The following is a 17,974-nucleotide window of genomic DNA, read 5'->3' as shown; positions in this document are numbered from 1 at the left end:
TTGTCCCCCGTCCGAGGCCGGACTTCACAGTGAACTTCACGAACGGACGTCGCGCCGCAACCCCGCGGAAATTCCCTCGCCCGACTTCGTACGGTCCTGGTACGCATGGGACATGGGACGGTCTACGGGAAATGACGGCGGCACGAGGACGAACGAGCCGCGGGTTCTGCGGCGCGACGAGTGGGACACCTGGTACGGGTCGCTGACGCGTGCCTTCGGCGGTGCCGTGGAGGCGCCCGAGCGGCTGGCGCTGTACCGCGAACTGACGCGGGTGGACCGCTCGATAGGCGTCTGGGACGGCGCGGAGTGCGTCGGCTCCGCGGGCGCGTTCGACTTCCGGATGACGGTGCCGGGCGGTGCGGCGGTGCCCGCGGCGGGCGTGACGATGGTGGGCGTCGCCGCCACGCACCGGCGCCGGGGTGTACTGACGTCGATGATGCGGCGGCAGTTGGACGACGTACGGTCCTGGGGCGAGTCGCTGGCCGTGCTGACGGCCTCCGAACCGGCGATCTACGGCCGCTTCGGGTACGCCGCCGCGACCTTCCACCTCAACGCGGACATCGACACGGTACGGGCCCGGCCGGCGGTACCGGAGGGCACGGATGACGTACGGCTGCGCTACGCGGCGCCCGCGGAGTCGCTCGACGCGTGCGAGGCGGTGTACGCGCGGCTGGTGCCAGGGCGGCCCGGCATGCTGGCCCGGCGGCCGGGGTGGGAGCGGACGGGGGTGCTGGACCCGGCCGGCGAGCGGGGGGACGCCTCGCCGTTGCAGTGCGTGCTGGCCCGGCGGGGCGACGAGGTGACCGGATACGCACGGTTCCGGGTGCGGCCCGGCTGGAGCGCCGAAGGGCCCGACGGCACGGTGGAGTTGAAGGCGCTCGCCGGGCTGGACCCCGCGACCGAGGCGGCGCTGTGGCGCTTCCTCTTCGACATCGACCTGACCTCGACGCTGGCGGTGCGGGGGCGGCCGGTCGACGAGGCCTGGCAGTACCAGGTGTCGGACATCCGGCGGTGCCGGCCGTCGCTGGGGGACGCGCTGTACGTACGGCTGGTCGACGTGGGGGCGGCGCTCGCGGCGCGGACCTACCAGACGCCGGTGGACGTGGTGTTCGAGGTCGAGGACGCCTTCTGCCCCTGGAACGCGGGGCGTTGGCGGCTGAGCGGGGACCCGAAGGGGGCGTCGTGCGAGCGTACGACCGACGCCGCCGATCTCACGCTGTCCGTACGGGAGTTGGGGGCGGCGTATCTCGGGGGTGTGAGCCTGGCGTCGCTGGCCGCGGCCGGGCGGGTGCGTGAGGTGCGGCCGGGGTCGCTGGCGGAGGCGTCGGTGGGGTTCGGGTCCGACGTCGCACCGTGGCTGCCGCACGGGTTCTGAGACCGGCCGACTTCGCCGGGCGCCGGGCGCTAGCGCTGCTGGCAGGCGGGGCACCAGAAGAGGTTGCGGGCGGCGAGGTCGGCGGTGCGGATCGGGCCGCCGCAGAGGTGGCAGGGCTGGTTCGCCCGGCGGTAGACGTAGACCTCGCCGCCGTGGTCGTCGACGCGGGGCGGGCGGCCCATGGCCTCGGGGGTGTGTTCGGGGCGGACGGTGTCGATGCGGTTGTTGCGCACGCCCTCGCGCATCAGGCCGACGAGGTCCTGCCAGATCGCGTCCCACTCGGCGCGGGTGAGGTCCTTGCCGGGGCGGTAGGGGTCGATGCCGTGGCGGAAGAGGACTTCGGCGCGGTAGACGTTGCCGACGCCGGCGACGGCCTTCTGGTCCATGAGCAGGGCGGCGACGGTCGTGCGGCTGCGGGAGATCCTGCGGTACGCGGCCTCCGGGTCGGCGTCCGGGCGCAGCGGGTCGGGGCCGAGGCGGTCGTGTATCGCCTGCTTCTCCGGCTCCGTGATCAGGGCGCAGGTGGTGGGGCCGCGGAGGTCGACGTACGCGGTGTCGCCCGCGAGGCGGAGGCGGACGGTGTCGGTGGGCGGGGGCGCGGGGGCCGGGCCGAAGGTGACCTTGCCGAAGAGGCCGAGGTGGATGTGGACCCAGGCCGGGTGCGGGGTTCCGGCGGGGCCGAAGCCCAGGAAGAGGTGCTTGCCGTGGGCGTCGGCGGTGTTCAGGACGGTGCCGTCGAGGAGGGCGGCGGAGCCGGCGAACTTGCCCTGGGGGCTGGTGACGTGGACTGCCGTCCGGGCGAAGGCGGCGGTGTAGTCCTGGGCCAGGCGGTGGATCGTGTGCCCCTCTGGCACGGGGGGTCCTTTCGGGTTGGTGGTCGTTGCGCTTCGTGGGAGGCGTGGCGTTCAAGCCTTTCCCACCCGCCCACCCGACTCGGTCGGTCGAGAGGCTGGACCCGTCCCGGGGCTCCGCCCCGGACCCCGGCGGGGACTCCGTCCCCCGCACTCCTGCGGCCGTCTCCCGCACCCGGGGCGACCCCTACGGGTCGTTACCCCGCCTGCGCCCCTTGCGGGCCGCTCGCCCACCCGTACGGGATGTTGGGTCGATTCCCGCATCGGCGCACCCTGCGGGTCGCTTCGCCGGTCCGTACGGGTCGGCGGGTTGCTTCCGCGTCGGGGCAGCGTGCGGGGTGCTTTCCCGGTCCGTCGGGTCGGCGGGTCGCTTCCCGCATCGGTGCACCCTGCAGGCCGCTTCCCCGGTCCGTGCGGGTCGGCGGGCTGCTTCCGCGTCGGGGCAGCGTGCGGGTTGCTTCCCCGTCCGAGAGAGTCTGCGAGTCGCTTCTTCGTCCGGGCGGTCCTGCGGGTCGGCTCCGTCCGCGTTGCCCGCGGGTCGGTTGCCCGGCTCGGGCAGGTCTGGGGCCTTCCGCGGGCTCACGGGGCTGTTGCCGGAGCCCGCGGGTCCGGTGCCTGGGCGCCGGGGGTGGGTGGTGGGGTTACTGCTGGGGGTGGTGGGGCGGGATGGGCGGGAGGTCGGCCGTCGTCTCGTAGGACGTGAGCATGTCGATGCGGCGGATGTGGCGCTCGTCTTCGGAGAACGGCGTGGCGAGGAAGGTCTCGACGAACTTCGTCGCCTCCTCCTGCGTGTGCATACGCGCGCCGACCGCGACGACGTTGGCGTTGTTGTGCTGGCGGCCCAGCGACGCCGTCTCCTCGCTCCAGGCCAGCGCCGCGCGCACCCCCTTCACCTTGTTCGCCGCGATCTGCTCGCCGTTGCCGGAGCCGCCGATCACGATGCCGAGGGCGCCGGGGTCCGCGGCGGTCCGCTCGGCGGCGCGGAGGCAGAAGGGCGGGTAGTCGTCCTGGGCGTCGTAGAGGTGCGGGCCGCAGTCGACGGGCTCGTGGCCTGCCGTCTTGAGCCATTCGACGAGGTGGTTCTTGAGTTCGTAGCCCGCATGGTCGGAGCCGAGATACACGCGCATGGGTCGAGTGTTGCACGCGGGCCGGGGCGCGGACGCTGCGGGTGGCAGTCGTGAAAAGAACACGTGAAGCTATAAAAGCTCAGGAAAAGCTCAAGTAACAATTCGGATTCGAAGGTTCCCGAATTCGTTCGCCTCCGTTTCACTGGTCCGGCTCGTACGCCGCCCGTACGGGAAAGTGCTCGACCGGCGCAAAGGAAACCCCCCATGACTTCGCAGCCGACCCTGACCGAAGCCGAGGAGGGCCCCGAAGGCCCGCCGCAGGCCGGGTCCGGGCTCCAGGCCGGGCTCAAGAACCGCCACCTCTCGATGATCGCCATCGGCGGCGTCATCGGAGCCGGGCTGTTCGTGGGATCCAGCACCGGGATCGCGACGGCGGGTCCCGGCATCCTCCTCTCGTACGCCCTCGTCGGCACGCTCGTGGTGCTGGTGATGCGGATGCTCGGGGAGATGTCGGCCGCCAACCCGACCTCGGGTTCCTTCTCCGCCCACGCCGACCGGGCGCTCGGCCCCTGGGCCGGGTTCTCCATCGGCTGGCTGTACTGGTTCTTCTGGGTCGTGGTGCTGGCCGTGGAGGCGACGGCCGGGGCCAAGATCCTGGAGGGCTGGATACCGGCCGTGCCCCAGTGGGGGTGGGCGCTGATCGTGATGGTCGTGCTGACCGCCACCAACCTGGCCTCCGTCGGTTCCTACGGCGAGTTCGAGTTCTGGTTCGCCGGGATCAAGGTCGTCGCGATCGGCGCGTTCATCGTGGTCGGCGGGCTCGCCGTCTTCGGGGTGCTGCCCGGCGTGGACAGCGGGCAGGCGGGGCTGGGGAACCTGACGGAACACGGAGGGTTCCTGCCGAACGGGGCCGGGGCCATCCTCACCGGTGTGCTGCTCGTCGTGTTCTCGTTCATGGGCAGCGAGATCCCCACGCTCGCCGCCGGGGAGTCCGAGGACCCGCAGCGGGCCGTCACCAAGGCGACCAACAGCATCATCTGGCGCATCGCCGTCTTCTACCTGGGGTCCATCTTCGTCGTCGTCGCGCTGCTGCCCTGGGACGCTCAGTCGATCGCCGACAAGGGGTCGTACGTGGCCGCGCTGGACTCGCTCGGCATCGCGAACGCCGGTCAGATCATGAACTTCATCGTGCTGACGTCCGTGCTGTCCTGTCTGAACTCCGGGCTCTACACGGCCTCCCGCATGGCCTTCTCGCTCGGTGAGCGCGGTGACGCGCCCCGCGCCTTCGCCCGGACCACCCGGCGCGGGGTGCCGCGGACGGCGATCCTGGTCTCCGTGGTGTTCGGGTTCGTCGCCGTCTTCTTCAACTACGAGTTCCCCGACTCCGTCTTCCTCTTCCTCGTCAACTCCTCCGGCGCCGTGGCCCTCTTCGTGTGGCTGGTGATCTGCTTCTCGCAGCTGCGGATGCGGCGCATCGTCGAGGCGGAGGCGCCGGAGAGGCTGGTGGTGCGGATGTGGCTGTTCCCGTATCTGACCTGGGCGGCCGCCGCGGTGATCGTCTTCGTGCTCGGCTACATGCTCACCGACACCGAGCACGACGGGCGCACCACCGTGCTGCTGTCCCTGCTCGTCGCCGCCCTCGTCCTCGCCGTCGCGGTCGTCAGGCAGCGGGTGGGGACGGCGAGGGCCGCCGCCGGGAAGGACTGACGTCCGGCTGAGCCCCGAGCCGAGAACGAAGGGGCCCGCCGGTCGCTGCTGCGATCCGGCGGGCCCCTTCGGCGGTCCTGCGCCGCGCTACCGCTTGTCGACCAGCTTCCAGGCGGCGGGCACCGCGCCCATCGCCAGCGCGGCCTTCAGCAGGTCGCCGATGAGGAACGGCGTGAGACCGGCCGCGATCGCGGCGCTGAGGGACATGTCCGCGGCGAGGGCCAGGTACGGGACGCCGACGGCGTAGATGAGCGCCTCGCCCAGCAGCATCGCGCCGGCCATGCGCACCATCGAGCGGTCGGCGCCTCGGCGGGCCAGGGCGCCCACCACCGTGACGGCGAGCAGCATGCCGAAGACGTAGCCGAGCGACGGCGCGGCGGTGCCGGAGCCGGCCTCCGCGAACCACGGCATGCCCGCCATGCCGACCAGCGCGTAGAGCGCGAGCGAGAGCAGGCCGCGCCGGGCGCCGAGCGCGGTGCCGACCAGCAGCGCCGCGAAGGTCTGGCCGGTCACCGGCACCGGGGACCCCGGTACGGGCACCGCGATCTGGGCCGCGACGCCTGTGAGCACGGCACCGCCGGCCACGAGCGCGACGTCCCGGACTCGGGAGGAGGGGATGAGGTCGGCGAGGACCAGCCCGGAACGGCGGGCGGGAACGGCAGCGGTGCTCATGGGGGACTCCGCGGTGGTGTGGACATGTCGGGACACCGCGACGCTATCCCAGCGGGACGGCCCGTTCACCAGCAGCGCTCGACAAAGCGGCGAACGGCGCCTTGGTGGGCTCCCGACAAAGGCGCGACTTACACACGATCCCGGGTGACACCGGTCACCGTGGGGGTGAGGCGGGCGTCACGACGGGGGTGAGGCGGGCGTCACGGGGTGTGCGGAACCCGGTATTCGGACGATAACGTTCCGCATCCGGGGTGTCCGCATCGTGGGCGGCCGGTGTCGCCGACCGGCGCGACCCCGGAGACTGTGGGCGTTTTTGCCCCGCCCCGACCACTCCCCCTCCAACTACCAACCCCGACCCTCACGTTCCCCGCTCCCCTCCCCTCCCCTCACGCACGTATTGGACGAGCCGCTCCATGTCCAACAGCAGCACCACCACCGAGACGCCGCCGTCCCGGCCGGACGACGCCGCCCTCTCCCACGGCCTCAAACAGCGCCACCTGTCGATGATCGCCCTCGGCGGCGTGATCGGGGCCGGGCTGTTCGTCGGTTCGGGAGCGGGCATCGCCGCCGCCGGACCCTCGATCGTCGTCGCCTACACGCTCTCCGGCCTCCTCGTGATGCTGGTGATGCGGATGCTGGGCGAGATGTCCGCCGCCCACCCCTCGTCGGGCTCCTTCTCCGCGCATGCCGAGCGGGCCATCGGCCCGTGGGCCGGGTTCACCGCGGGCTGGGCGTTCTGGGTGCTGCTGTGCACGGCCGTCGGACTGGAGGGCATCGGGGCCGCGCAGATCGTGCACGGCTGGCTGCCGGGGACGCCGGAGTGGGCGTGGGTGGCGCTGTTCATGGTGGTGTTCTGCGGGACGAACCTGGCCGCCGTGAAGAACTTCGGCGAGTTCGAGTTCTGGTTCGCCGCCCTCAAGGTCGGCGCGATCTCGCTCTTCCTGGTGCTGGGCGTGCTGGCGATCACCGGCGTGCTGCCGGGCACCGACTCCCCCGGCGCCTCGCACCTGAGCGACTTCCTGCCGAACGGCGGCAACGGTCTGATCATCGGCCTGCTCGCCTCGGTCTTCGCCTACGGCGGCCTGGAGACGGTGACCATCGCGGCGGCCGAGTCGGAGAACCCGGTCAAGGGCGTCGCGAGCGCCGTACGGACGGCGATGTGGCGGATCGCGCTGTTCTACATCGGCTCGATGGCGGTCATCGTCACCCTGGTCCCCTGGGACTCCCCCGGGGTCGTGGAGAAGGGCCCGTACGTCGCCGCCCTCGACGAACTGGGCATCCCGGGCGCCGGTCAGCTCATGAACGTCGTCGTGCTGGTCGCGCTGCTCAGCGCGATGAACGCCAACATCTACGGCGCTTCCCGCATCGGCTACTCGCTGGTGGAACGCGGCCAGGGCCCGAAGGCTCTGGGCCGGGTGTCGGGCGGGGTGCCGCGGGTCGCGGTGCTGGTCTCGTCCCTGTTCGGCTTCGGCTGCGTGCTGCTGAGCTACTGGCGGCCCGACGACGTCTTCTCCTGGCTGCTGAACATGATCGGCGCGGTCATCCTGGTCGTCTGGATCTTCGTCGCCGCCTCCCAGCTGCGGCTGCGCCGGCGGCTGGAGCGGGAGGCGCCCGAGAAGCTGGTCGTACGCATGTGGGGCTTCCCGTGGCTGACGTGGGTGGCGCTGGCGGGCATGGCCGCGGTCTTCGTGCTGATGGCCCGGGAGCCGGACACGCGGGTGCAGTTGTACTCGACGGGCGCGATGACGCTGGCCCTGGCGGCCGTCGGCTACGCCCGGCAGCGCCGGCGGAGCGCGACCGGCGGCCGCGGGTAGCGGCGGGGGCGACGGGCGACGAGAGGCGGCGGGAGGCTTGCGGCGGGCGGCGGCGGCCATCACCTCAGCCGTCACCGCCGCCTCAGCCGGCGGCCGCCCCAGCCATCCCCAAGGGCCCTCGCACCGTGCGTGCCGGGGGCCCTTTCCCGTGCCCGTCGGTCCTCCCTCCTTGCCTCCCGCCTTGCCTCCTTCCCTCCCTTCCCTCCTTTCCGGCCATATTGCTGCTAGCGTGCACTTGCGACCTATTCGCAATAAGCTTCGGCGGAAGGCAGCGCAGGCGTCCTGCTCGTGATCGTCTTCTCAACCTTCACCGGCAGGCGGTATGAGGAAGGCCCCCGCGAGGACGTGACTCGCGGGGGCCTTCTGCGGGTGCGGCCCGGTCGTGGCGGCGCCGGGGCGTCAAGGCTTGCGGGCGAGCCCGCCGTGCTGGCCGATCGGCCGCGGGGCCGCACCGTCCGGGGCCGGGTCCGGGCGCCACAGGGGCACGGAGACCACGCCCGGGGCGACCGGTTCGAGACCGTCGAAGTAGGCCTCGATCTGCTCGACGGGCCGCAGGAAGTACGGGACGGCACCGGTCTCGTTGTAGCCGTCCTGGGCCGCCTCGTAGTCCGGGTCGGTGCCGCGCGATCCGTCGTTGACGCACAGGTAACTGCCCGGGGGCAGACCGGCGAGCAGGGATTGGACCAGGGCGCGGGCCCGGTCGTGGCCGTCGATGTGGCCGAGGATGCCGCTGAGGATGAGGGCGGTGGGACGGGTCAGGTCCAGGGTGCGGCCGGCCGCCGCGAGGATGCGGTCCGGCTCGAAGAGGCTGATGTCCTCGTAGGCGGTGGCGCCCTCGGGCGTGGAGGTGAGCAGGGCGCGGGCGTGCGCGAGAACCAGCGGGTCGTTGTCGACGTACACGATCCGCGCCTCGGAGGCGTGCCGCTGGGCGACCTCATGGGTGTTGTCGACGGTCGGCAGCCCGGTGCCGACGTCCAGGAACTGGCGGATCCCCGCCTCCAGGACGAGGTGCCGGATGGTGCGGCCGAGGAAGGCGCGGCTGCTGCGGGCGATGGTGACGATGCCCGGGAAGACGGCGGTGTAGGCGTCGCCGGCCTCCTCGTCCACCGGGTAGTTGTCCTTGCCTCCGAGCCAGTAGTTCCAGATCCGGGCCGAGTGCGGCACCGAGGTGTCGATCTCCGTCATGGGGTGGGACTCGCCTCCAGAGGGATGAGTGAGGCCCATGGTGCTACAGGGGGCGGGCGGACGGAACGGATCGCCGGTTTCGCCCGCCCGGGGGATTCCGGTGGGAAGCCTTCCGGGTGACAGTGCCCGGATGGGTCTCCCGAACAGGCGCTGCCCCAACTGCGGGGACACGCATCAGGACTTCCGGCCGCTCGACGACGCGGAGAGGGCGTATGCCCGGGGGCAGGTGCCCAGGGCCGACCTGGGCACCTACCGGCGCTGCGCCCGTGCGGGGTGCGTGCGCGTGCAGTCGTACTTCGACTGGCGGTCCGGCTTCGACCTGCCGGACTCCTTCCGGCCTCCGGGCGGCTGAGGCCGGGGCCGGGGCCGGGGCCGCCTACAGGTTGCTGAAGTCCGGGCCCTTGGTCCGGGTGCGCTTGATCTCGTAGAAGCCCGGGACGGAGGCGACCGCGAGGGTGCCGTCCCAGAGCCTGGCGGCCTCCTCGCCCTGGGGCGCGGGGGTGACGACCGGGCCGAAGAAGGCGAGCTGCTCGCCATCGGCGCCGGGGACGGCGATGACCGGGGTGCCGACCTCCTGGCCGACCTTGTCGATGCCCTCCTTGTGGGAGGCGCGCAGCTGGGGCTCGTAGGGGGTGCCGTCCCAGTGCTCCATGAGGGAGTCGGGCAGGCCGGCATCCTTCAGGGCGGCGGCGACCGTCTCCCGGCCGGGCCCCTCGCCCTGGTTGTGGATGCGGGTGCCGAGCGCCGTGTAGAAGTCGCCGAGCACCTCGCTGCCGTGCTCCTCCTGGGCGGCGATGACCACGCGGACCGGGCCCCAGGCCTTGATCTCCAGCATCTCGCGGTACTCGGCGGGCAGCTCGTCGAGCTTGTCCTCGTTGAGGACGGCCAGGCTCATCACGTGCCAGCGGACCTCGATGTCCCGGACCTTCTCCACCTCCAGGACCCACCGGGAGGTCATCCACGCCCAGGGGCACAGGGGGTCGAACCAGAAGTCGACGGGGGTCTTGTCCGACATGTCTCTCCTCATGAGGGGCACGAGCAGGTCTTTCACGGGAGAACACGGCCACCCGTGCCGTCCATTCCCGCCGTCACCCGCTGTCCGTTCCCGGCCTGCCGCGCGTCAGGGGCACATGGCAGGATCGGTGCTGTCCGCATACTGAACACCATCCGAGGGAGTGCCGCCCGTGCCCGGTGAGAATCTGTCCCGCGACGAGGCCCGGGAGCGGGCCGCCCTGCTGTCCATCGACGGGTACGAGGTGTCCCTCGACGTGCGCTCGGCCCTCGACGAGGCGCGGGGTGAGGCGCCGGACGAGGCGCAGGGCGGGGGCCCGCGCACCTTCCGCTCCGTCACCACGATCCGCTTCCGGTGCAACGAGCCCGGCGCGAGCAGCTTCGCCGACCTGATCGCGCCGAGCGTCACCGCCGTCAGCCTCAACGGCCGCGACCTCGACCCGAGCGAGGTCTTCGACGGCTCCCGGATCGCCCTGGAGGACCTGGCCGCCGAGAACGAGCTGATCGTCGACGCCCAGTGCGCGTACTCCCGCACCGGCGAGGGCCTGCACCGCTTCGTCGACCCCGAGGACGGCGAGGTGTACCTGTACACCCAGTACGAGCCGGCCGACTCCCGCCGGGTCTTCGCCAACTTCGAGCAGCCGGACCTCAAGGCGCCCTTCCGCTTCGAGGTGCGGGCGCCCGAGGAGTGGACGGTGTGGTCCAACGGCGCCGGTGAACGCGCCGACGGGGTGTGGCGGTTCGCGGAGACCAAGCCGATCTCGACGTACATCACCTGCGTCGTGGCCGGTCCGTACCACTACGTGACGGACACCTACGAGCGGACCTTCGAGGACGGCACCCGGCTGGAGATCCCGCTCGGCGCGCTGTGCCGCAAGGGCCTGGCGCCGCACTTCGACGCCGACGACGTCTTCCTGATCACCAAGCAGGGCCTGGACTTCTTCCACGACCGCTTCGACTACCCGTACCCCTTCGGGAAGTACGACCAGGCGTTCGTGCCCGAGTACAACCTCGGCGCGATGGAGAACCCGGGCCTGGTGACCTTCCGCGAGGAGTACATCTTCCGCGGGAAGGTGACGCGGGCGTCCTACGAGGGCCGCGCCAACACGATCCTGCACGAGATGGCGCACATGTGGTTCGGCGACCTGGTCACCATGGAGTGGTGGGACGACCTGTGGCTGAAGGAGTCCTTCGCCGACTTCATGGGCGCCTTCGCCAACGTCGGCGCGACCCGCTTCAAGGACGCCTGGATCACCTTCGCCAACCGCCGCAAGGCCTGGGCCTACCGCGCCGACCAGCTCCCCTCCACGCACCCGATCACGGCCGACATCCGCGACCTGGAGGACGCCAAGCTCAACTTCGACGGCATCACCTACGCCAAGGGCGCCTCGGTGCTGAAGCAACTGGTGGCGTACGCCGGGCAGGACGCGTTCCTGGAGGGCGCGCGGCGCTACTTCAAGCGGCACGCGTACGGCAACACCCGGCTGGGCGACCTGCTGTCGGTCCTGGAGGAGACCAGCGGCCGGGACATGACGGCCTGGGCCCGCTCCTGGCTCCAGACGGCGGGCGTCAACTCCCTGACCCCGCAGGTGCTGTTGAGCGCGGCGGGCACGGTCGACGAGCTGGCGGTCGTGCAGGAGGCGGTCGAGTCGCACCCCGAACTGCGCCCGCACCGGGTCGCGGTGGGCCTGTACCGGCGTACGGCCGAGGGCGCCCTGGAGCGGTACGCGCGGGCCGAGGTGGACGTCGAGGGGCCGCGGACGGTCGTGGCGGAGCTGGCCGGTGCCGAGGCGCCGGAGCTGGTCCTGGTCAACGACGACGACCTGACGTACTGCAAGACCCGTTTCGACGCCACCTCGCTGGCGACGCTGCGCGAGCACCTGGGTGCGCTGACCGACCCGCTGGCCCGTGCCCTGTGCTGGTCGGCGCTGTGGAACATGACGCGGGACGCGCTGCTGCCGGCCCGGGACTTCGCCGCGCTGGTACTGCGGTTCGCGGGGCGGGAGTCGGACATCGGCGTCCTGCAGATGCTGCACGCCTGGGCCGGTTCGGCGCTGGTGCACTACGCCGCCCCCGACTGGCGGGAGACCGGCGGCCGGCTGCTCGGCGAGGGCGCGGTGCGCGAGCTGCGGGACGCGGCGCCGGGCGGCGAGCAGCAGTTGGCGTGGGCGCGGTTCCTCGCCTCGGTGGCCTCCGGCGAGGAGGAACTGAGCCTGCTGCGCGGCCTCCTCGACGGCACCGAGAAGATCGACGGCCTTGCCGTGGACCAGGAGCTGCGTTGGGCGTTCCTCGCCCCGCTCGCGGCCCACGGCGCCGCCGACGAGGGCGTCCTCGCCGCCGAGCTGGCCCGCGACGACACCGCTTCCGGCAAGCGCCACCAGGTGCGCTGCCTGGCCTCGCGCCCGTCGGCGGAGGTGAAGGCCCGGGCGTGGGCGCAGGTCGTGGAGTCGGACGCGCTGTCCAACGCCCTGGTGGAGGCGACCATCGCGGGCTTCGCGCAGGCCTCGCAGCGGGAGCTGCTCGCGCCGTACGCCGAGAAGTACTTCGCGGTGATCGAGCGGGTGTGGGCCGAGCGGTCCATCCAGATCGGGATGGACGTGGTGCGGGGCCTGTTCCCGTCGCTGCGGGACTCCCGGGAGACGCTGGACGCGACCGACGCGTGGCTGTCCGCGCACGAGGACGCGGCGCCCGCACTGCGCCGGCTCGTCCTCGAAGCGCGGGACGACCTGGCCCGGGCGCTGCGCGGCCAGGCCTGCGACGCGGCGGCCGCCGCCCGCTAGGGGGGGGCGAGGCCAGCGCACGCCAAGCGGTCGAGGCCACCGCATGCCAGGCGGTCGAGGCCGTAGCGCGCCAGGCGGTCGAGCCCGCCGAGGGCCTCGGCCGCTGGCCGACGACGGGGTGCCGCGTCGCCGTTACACGATGCGTGCACTGCGGCCGTAACCCCTGGTCCCACCCGTTCGGACCAGGGGCTTCGGCATCCGAACACCCGTCCTTGAGGACAGGCTTGTCCGGATTGGGCGACGTGCTGGTAACAGCGGTTAAGGGGCGGATCGGACGCGGAAGGGTCTCGGCCATGACGCACGACACCCCGCTCTCCCCCCGCCCGCTCCACCACCTGGCCGACGGCCGGCGACGGCTGATGACGGCCGCCCAGCTCCGGGCGCACGGGGTCTCCGCCGCCGAGACCGGCCGGCAGTGCCGGCCCGGCGGTCCCTGGCAGCAGCTCCTCCCGAACGTCGTCCTGCTGCACGCGGGTCCGCCGACCAGCGAGGAGCGGCTGCACGCGGTACTGCTCTACGCGGCACGCGAGCGCACTCCCGCAGCGGTCTCCGGCGGGCCGGCACCGGCGTCCGTGCCCCGCCAGCCGGGCGGGGAGCAGCAGTCCTTCGCCGCCGACCCCGAGGCGATGATCACCGGCCTGGCCGCGCTGACGCTGCACGGCTTCTCCGCCGCTCCCCCGCTGCCGTCCCTGGACGCCCTCGACGTCCTGGTCCCGCGGCTGCGCCGGCTGCGCTCGACCGGCTGCGCCCGCGTCGTCCGCACGGCCGCGCTGCCGACCGCCGTGCGGGTCACCGGCCTGCCGGTGGCGCCCGTGGCACGGGCCCTGGCCGACGCGGTGGCGGGGCTGACCGACCCCGGTGTCGTCCACCGGCTGCTGACGGAGGCGGTGCGCGGCGGCCACTGCGAACCGGCGGCGGTGGTGCGGGAGCTGAACCGGGCCCGGCTGCTCGGCCGCCCGCACGTCGTGGACGCGGTGGATTCCCTGGTCGCCGAGGGGCGGGCGCTCGCCGAGGAGCACCTGTACCGGATGGTGCGCGAGCACGCGCTGCCGGAACCGGTCTGGAACGTCGACCTGCGCCTGCCCGGCGGCCCCGGCCTCGGCGGCGTGGACGCCTTCTGGCCGGAGCAGGCGGTGGCGCTGGAGCTGGACACCCGGGGCGCCCACCGCCGCCAGGAGGACGACGCGGCGCGGGCGGAGCAGGCCCGCAGACGCGAGCACCTGGAGCGGCTGGGCATCACGGTGGTGCGCCTGGCCCCGCGCAAGCTGCGCGCGTCGCTGGAGCATCAGGCGGCCGTGGTACGAACGGCGTTGATGGCGGCCGAGGACCGGGAACCCGCCGCGTATGTCGTGGTGCTGCCCCGGTAGCCGACGGCGCCGGCGGAGGACGACGGAAGCCGGCGGAAGCTGGAGGTCCGGGGCGGGCGCCAGGAGGGGAGAGGAGGGGCTGCGGGGCACGACCGCCCGGCGGCCCCTCCTCGTACGCCGCCGGCACCGGACCGGTCCGGCCGAGGCGGCCCGGCATCAGGGGGCCGGCCTCAGAGGTCCGGCCGTGGACGCGTTCGGTCCGGCCGTGGACGCGTTCGGCGTAGGCCGCCGCCCTCGGTTTCCGGAGCACCCGGAGGGGGCCGGCCCGCCGGGCGGAGACGACGGCGCGGTGCACGGGATTGTCCCGGCTCACCCCTTGCGTCCCCGATGGCGTATGGCGGAAGTACGCCACACCCCCATCCCGTCTCGGACAACTCTCCCCAAACAGTGAACCCTTACGTAAAGCTGAGCGGTCGTCCGGGATCGGATTCCGGACTGGCGCGACCGGAACCGATCGGCTTCGGTCGTACCCATACGTTCCTTTACCTACAAGGGATGCCGATGACCCACAGCCCCCAGCGGGAACCGATACCCGGCGCGAGACGCGCGGCCCGCATCGCCCTGACCGCCGGCCTCGTCGCCGCGCTCGCCGCGGTCGGGCCCGTCCCCGTGGCCCTCGCCGCCGACGGCCCGGCCACCACACCCCCGGTCCCCGCGGACGCCTCCGTGAAGTCCGCGCACGACAAGCTCGGTTCCCACGACGCCGACCTGCTCGCCGCGGCGAAGGCCGACGGCGAGCAGAACGTCACGATGATGGTCGCCACCGCGCCGGGCCGGACGGCGCAGGTGGCCGAGGAACTGGACGCGGTCCCCGGCGGCGCCGTCGGCCGGACCTACGACGAGCTGGGCTACGTCCGCGCCACCGTCCCCACCGCCAAGGCCGACGCGGCCATCGCCGCCGCCGCGAAGCTCTCCTCCGTGCACGGCATCGACCTGCGCGACGAGATCGAGCTGGACGACCCGACGCCGAGCGCGGACATGGCGAAGGGCGCCTCGCACAAGGGCCGTTCCTACCCTGCGCCGGACCGCCGGACCCCCGCCGAGAACCCGTACAACCCGTCCTTCGAGACGGGCGCCGTCGACTTCGTGAAGAAGTACCCGAAGTCGGACGGCCGCGGCGTCACCATCGGCATCCTCGACTCGGGCGTCGACCTCGCCCACCCGGCACTGCAGAAGACCACCACCGGCGAGCGCAAGATCGTCGACTGGGTCACCGCGACCGACCCGGTCGTCGACGGCGACCGGACCTGGCGCCCGATGACCACCTCCGTCTCGGGCCCCACCTTCACCTACGGCGGACAGACGTGGACCGCGCCCGCGGGCTCCTACCGGGTCAGCACCTTCCTGGAGTCGTACACCACCGGCGGTGACGCGGCGGGCGACGCCAACCGGGACGGCGACACCACCGACTCCTGGGGCGTCCTGTACGACGCGGATGCCGGGACGGTCCGCGTCGACCTGAACAACAACCACGACTTCTCCGACGACAAGCCGATGAAGCCCTACAAGGACGGCTTCCAGGTCGGGTACTTCGGCACCGACGACCCGAAGACGGACGTGGCCGAGCGCCAGCCCTTCGTGGTCGAGATCCGCAAGGACGTCGTCCACAACTCGGCCGGCGACAAGGCCGACTTCGTCAACATCGGCGTCATCGAGTCCGAGCACGGCACGCACGTCGCCGGACTCGCCGCGGCCCACGGCCTGTTCGGCGGCCGGATGGACGGCGCCGCGCCCGGCGCGAAGCTCGTCTCCTCCCGCGCGTGCACCTGGAGCGGCGGCTGCACCAACGTCGCGCTCACCGAGGGCATGATCGACCTCGTCGTCGACCGGGGAGTCGACATCGTCAACATGTCGATCGGCGGCCTGCCCTCCCTCAACGACGGCAACAACGCCCGTGCCGAGCTGTACACGCGGCTCATCGACACCTACGGCGTGCAGCTCGTCATCTCCGCGGGCAACTCGGGCCCCGGCGCCAACACCATCGGCGACCCGGGCCTCGCCGACAAGGTGATCTCCGTCGGCGCCTCCATCTCCCGCGAGACCTGGGCCGCCAACTACGGCTCCGCGGTGAAGACCAAGTACCAGATGATGCCGTTCTCCTCGCGCGGCCCGCGTGAGGACGGCGGCTTCACGCCGACGCTGACCGCGCCCGGCGCGGCGGTCAACTCCATCCAGACCTGGATGCCCGGCGCCCCGGTCCCCGAGGCCGGCTACGACCTGCCCGCCGGCTACGGCATGCTCCAGGGCACCTCGATGGCGTCCCCGCAGGCCGCCGGCGCCTCGGCGCTGCTCCTGTCGGCGGCGAAGCAGGCCCGCGTCGACCTCACCCCGGCCACGCTGCGCACGGCGCTGACCTCCACCGCCGACCACATCAAGGGCGTGCAGGCGTACGAGGAGGGCGCGGGCCTGATCAACATCCCGGACGCCTGGAAGTCGATCCGGCGCGGCGCCACCGCCCACGAGTACACGGTCGAGGCGCCGGTCGACACGGCGATCGACGAGTTCCTGGAGACGCCGGGCCGCGGCACCGGCCTCTACGACCGCGAGGGCGGCCTGAAGGCCGGGCAGAAGAAGACGTACGAGATCACGCTGACGCGCACCTCCGGTGCCGACAAGGCGCTCCGGCACGAGCTGCACTTCGAGAACAACGCGGGCCGCACCTTCCGGATCGTCGGCCGCGACGAGGTGAAGCTGCCGCTGAACGAGCCGGTGACCGTCGAGGTCGAGGCGCGGCCCGGCTCCGCCGGCGTCAAGAGCGCGATCCTGGAGGTCGACGACCCGCGCACCGAGGGCGTCGACCAGCAGGTCCTGACCACGGTGGTCGTCTCCGCCCCGCTGAAGTACGACTTCTCCGCGAAGGGCTCGGTGCTGCGCAACGCCACCACGTCGTACTTCGTGACCGTCCCCGAGGGCGCGAAGTCGCTGGAGGTGGCGATCGGCGGCCTCAAGGGGGAGAGCCAGACCCGGTTCGTCTCCCTCCACCCGTACGGCGTCCCGGTCGACAACACCTCCACGCCGTACTGCTACAACAACTACCTCGACGGCAACGGCTGCCGCCCCGACGTGCGCTCCTACGCCGACCCGCAGCCCGGCGTCTGGGAGATCGAGGTCGAGGCACGGCGCACCTCGCCGCTGCTCGACAACCCCTACGAGCTGGACGTCACCGTGCTCGGCGCGGCCTTCGACCCGGAGGTCGTCACCGTGCCCGAGGCGCAGGCGGGCACCCCGGCCGACGCCTCCTGGACGGTGACCAACCGGTACGCCCCGATCGAGGGCAAGCTGGTCGGCGGCCCGCTCGGCTCGTCCGAGTCGTCCCGCCCGTCCCTCGCCCAGGGTGAGACGGCGACCTCCACGGTCGAGGTGCCCGAGGGCGCCGAGTCGCTGGACGTCTCCATCGGGGGCGTCTCCGACGCGGCCGCCGACCTGGACCTGACGGTCTACGACCAGGACGGCGCGGTCGTCGGGCAGTCCGCCGACGGCGACTCGGAGGAGTCGGTCTCCCTCGCGAAGCCGGCCGCCGGCACGTACACCGTCGAGGTCGCGGGCTACTCGGTGCCCGCGGGCAGCACGGAGTACGACTACCGGGACGTGTACTTCTCCGCCGGCCTCGGTTCGGTGACCGTGGACGGCTCGGCGACGGTGAAGCTCGGCACGGGCGCTTCGGCGGAGGTGACGGGCAGCGTCACGGCGCTCGCCGCCGCTCCCGAGGGCCGCGAGTTCTTCGGCCGGGTCCAGCTGGTCAACGCCCACGGCACGGTCGCGGGCCTGGGCAGCGTACGGATCGGCAAGGTCGTGCCGTAGTCCGGTGCGGTACGGGAAGGGGCGGGCGCGCCGTACCGGGCGCCCGCCCTTTCACCTGTTCGGGGGCCTGACCGTTCGGGTGGCGGGCCGCGAGGCGTACGTCACACCGCCGTGTGGGCCGGGAAGGGGTGGGCAGGGGCGCCACAGCACAGCTTGCGGCGTGCGGCCCGGCCGGAGTGAATATCTGCGGCACGGCCCGCCTCACCGCCGCAGGACCGCGCCACCCGTCCGCGCCACCGCGTCCCGGCGTGCGGGAACACCGCGCAAAGGATTGGACAGGCGGGCCGGACTTCGCCCCATGATGGAAAAGTCTCGGCCGAGCAGAGCGCGCGTGAAGACACGCG

Annotated in this window: 12 protein-coding genes; 7 read left to right on the top strand and 5 right to left on the bottom strand. The window is 72.6% G+C overall.

Features of this window, described 5'->3' with window-relative positions; genetic code table 11:
* Positions 1-112: 112 nt before the first annotated feature.
* Positions 113-1,375: a GNAT family N-acetyltransferase gene (locus IG94_RS0123190; RefSeq protein WP_031040325.1), complete on the top strand. Its 1,263-nt coding sequence runs from the start codon at positions 113-115 to the stop codon at positions 1,373-1,375.
* Positions 1,376-1,404: 29 nt separating this feature from the next.
* On the opposite strand, the gene IG94_RS0123185 is transcribed toward IG94_RS0123190, so the two are convergent.
* On the bottom strand, positions 1,405-2,229 hold the full coding sequence (locus IG94_RS0123185) for an Fpg/Nei family DNA glycosylase (protein WP_031040322.1): 825 nt from the start codon (positions 2,227-2,229) through the stop codon (positions 1,405-1,407).
* A gap of 638 nt (positions 2,230-2,867) precedes the next feature.
* A complete protein-coding gene (locus tag IG94_RS0123180) occupies positions 2,868-3,353 on the bottom strand; it encodes a ribose-5-phosphate isomerase (RefSeq protein WP_031040318.1) in 486 nt (161 codons plus the stop codon).
* Between the two features lie 204 nt (positions 3,354-3,557).
* On the opposite strand from IG94_RS0123180, the gene IG94_RS0123175 reads away from it, so the two are divergent.
* A complete protein-coding gene (locus IG94_RS0123175; RefSeq protein ID WP_031040316.1) occupies positions 3,558-5,000 on the top strand; it encodes an amino acid permease in 1,443 nt (480 codons plus the stop codon).
* Positions 5,001-5,087: 87 nt separating this feature from the next.
* Here IG94_RS0123175 and IG94_RS0123170 read toward each other — a convergent pair whose 3' ends face one another.
* Complete coding sequence (locus IG94_RS0123170; protein ID WP_031040313.1) at positions 5,088-5,672, bottom strand: biotin transporter BioY; 585 nt, start codon at positions 5,670-5,672, stop codon at positions 5,088-5,090.
* Positions 5,673-6,085: 413 nt separating this feature from the next.
* Here IG94_RS0123170 and IG94_RS0123165 point away from each other — a divergent pair, with 413 nt between their 5' ends.
* Positions 6,086-7,486 carry an amino acid permease gene (locus tag IG94_RS0123165; RefSeq protein WP_031040310.1) on the top strand — a complete coding sequence of 467 codons (1,401 nt, stop codon included), beginning with the start codon at positions 6,086-6,088 and terminating at the stop codon, positions 7,484-7,486.
* Positions 7,487-7,885: 399 nt separating this feature from the next.
* On the opposite strand, the gene IG94_RS0123160 is transcribed toward IG94_RS0123165, so the two are convergent.
* Entirely contained in the window at positions 7,886-8,671 is a 786-nt protein-coding gene (locus tag IG94_RS0123160) for an SAM-dependent methyltransferase (protein WP_031040307.1), read from the bottom strand.
* A gap of 130 nt (positions 8,672-8,801) precedes the next feature.
* On the opposite strand from IG94_RS0123160, the gene IG94_RS0123155 reads away from it, so the two are divergent.
* The gene (locus IG94_RS0123155; protein WP_031040304.1) at positions 8,802-9,023 is read left to right on the top strand and encodes a hypothetical protein; all 222 of its coding nucleotides are present in this window, start codon (positions 8,802-8,804) and stop codon (positions 9,021-9,023) included.
* Positions 9,024-9,047: 24 nt separating this feature from the next.
* On the opposite strand, the gene IG94_RS0123150 is transcribed toward IG94_RS0123155, so the two are convergent.
* Positions 9,048-9,686, bottom strand: coding sequence for a mycothiol-dependent nitroreductase Rv2466c family protein (locus tag IG94_RS0123150; protein ID WP_031040301.1), 639 nt, complete (start codon positions 9,684-9,686; stop codon positions 9,048-9,050).
* A 169-nt stretch (positions 9,687-9,855) separates the two neighbouring features.
* On the opposite strand from IG94_RS0123150, the gene pepN reads away from it, so the two are divergent.
* The 3 genes from pepN (at position 9,856) to IG94_RS0123135 (ending at position 17,630) form a co-directional block, all read left to right on the top strand.
* Positions 9,856-12,462, top strand: coding sequence for an aminopeptidase N (gene pepN, locus IG94_RS0123145; RefSeq protein ID WP_031040299.1), 2,607 nt, complete (start codon positions 9,856-9,858; stop codon positions 12,460-12,462).
* A 293-nt stretch (positions 12,463-12,755) separates the two neighbouring features.
* Positions 12,756-13,829 (top strand): hypothetical protein, encoded by a 1,074-nt coding sequence (locus IG94_RS0123140; protein ID WP_031040296.1) that lies wholly within the window; start codon positions 12,756-12,758, stop codon positions 13,827-13,829.
* Between the two features lie 501 nt (positions 13,830-14,330).
* Entirely contained in the window at positions 14,331-17,630 is a 3,300-nt protein-coding gene (locus tag IG94_RS0123135; protein WP_031040293.1) for a S8 family serine peptidase, read from the top strand.
* Positions 17,631-17,974: the final 344 nt, after the last annotated feature.

This window comes from Streptomyces olivaceus, from assembly GCF_000721235.1.
Classification (GTDB): domain Bacteria; phylum Actinomycetota; class Actinomycetes; order Streptomycetales; family Streptomycetaceae; genus Streptomyces; species Streptomyces olivaceus.
Note: the sequence above shows the minus strand (reverse complement) of the source record. Positions and strands in the feature narration are given on the sequence as shown.

What these genes read in the sequence shown, in the direction of transcription:
- IG94_RS0123190 (WP_031040325.1), top strand. Translation starts at nt 113, where the DNA reads ATGGGACGGTCTACGGGAAATGACGGCGGCACGAGGACGAACGAGCCG.
- IG94_RS0123180 (WP_031040318.1), bottom strand. Translation starts at nt 3,353, where the DNA reads ATGCGCGTGTATCTCGGCTCCGACCATGCGGGCTACGAACTCAAGAAC.
- IG94_RS0123175 (WP_031040316.1), top strand. Translation starts at nt 3,558, where the DNA reads ATGACTTCGCAGCCGACCCTGACCGAAGCCGAGGAGGGCCCCGAAGGC.
- IG94_RS0123170 (WP_031040313.1), bottom strand. Translation starts at nt 5,672, where the DNA reads ATGAGCACCGCTGCCGTTCCCGCCCGCCGTTCCGGGCTGGTCCTCGCC.
- IG94_RS0123165 (WP_031040310.1), top strand. Translation starts at nt 6,086, where the DNA reads ATGTCCAACAGCAGCACCACCACCGAGACGCCGCCGTCCCGGCCGGAC.
- IG94_RS0123160 (WP_031040307.1), bottom strand. Translation starts at nt 8,671, where the DNA reads ATGACGGAGATCGACACCTCGGTGCCGCACTCGGCCCGGATCTGGAAC.
- IG94_RS0123155 (WP_031040304.1), top strand. Translation starts at nt 8,802, where the DNA reads ATGGGTCTCCCGAACAGGCGCTGCCCCAACTGCGGGGACACGCATCAG.
- IG94_RS0123150 (WP_031040301.1), bottom strand. Translation starts at nt 9,686, where the DNA reads ATGTCGGACAAGACCCCCGTCGACTTCTGGTTCGACCCCCTGTGCCCC.
- IG94_RS0123140 (WP_031040296.1), top strand. Translation starts at nt 12,756, where the DNA reads ATGACGCACGACACCCCGCTCTCCCCCCGCCCGCTCCACCACCTGGCC.
- IG94_RS0123135 (WP_031040293.1), top strand. Translation starts at nt 14,331, where the DNA reads ATGACCCACAGCCCCCAGCGGGAACCGATACCCGGCGCGAGACGCGCG.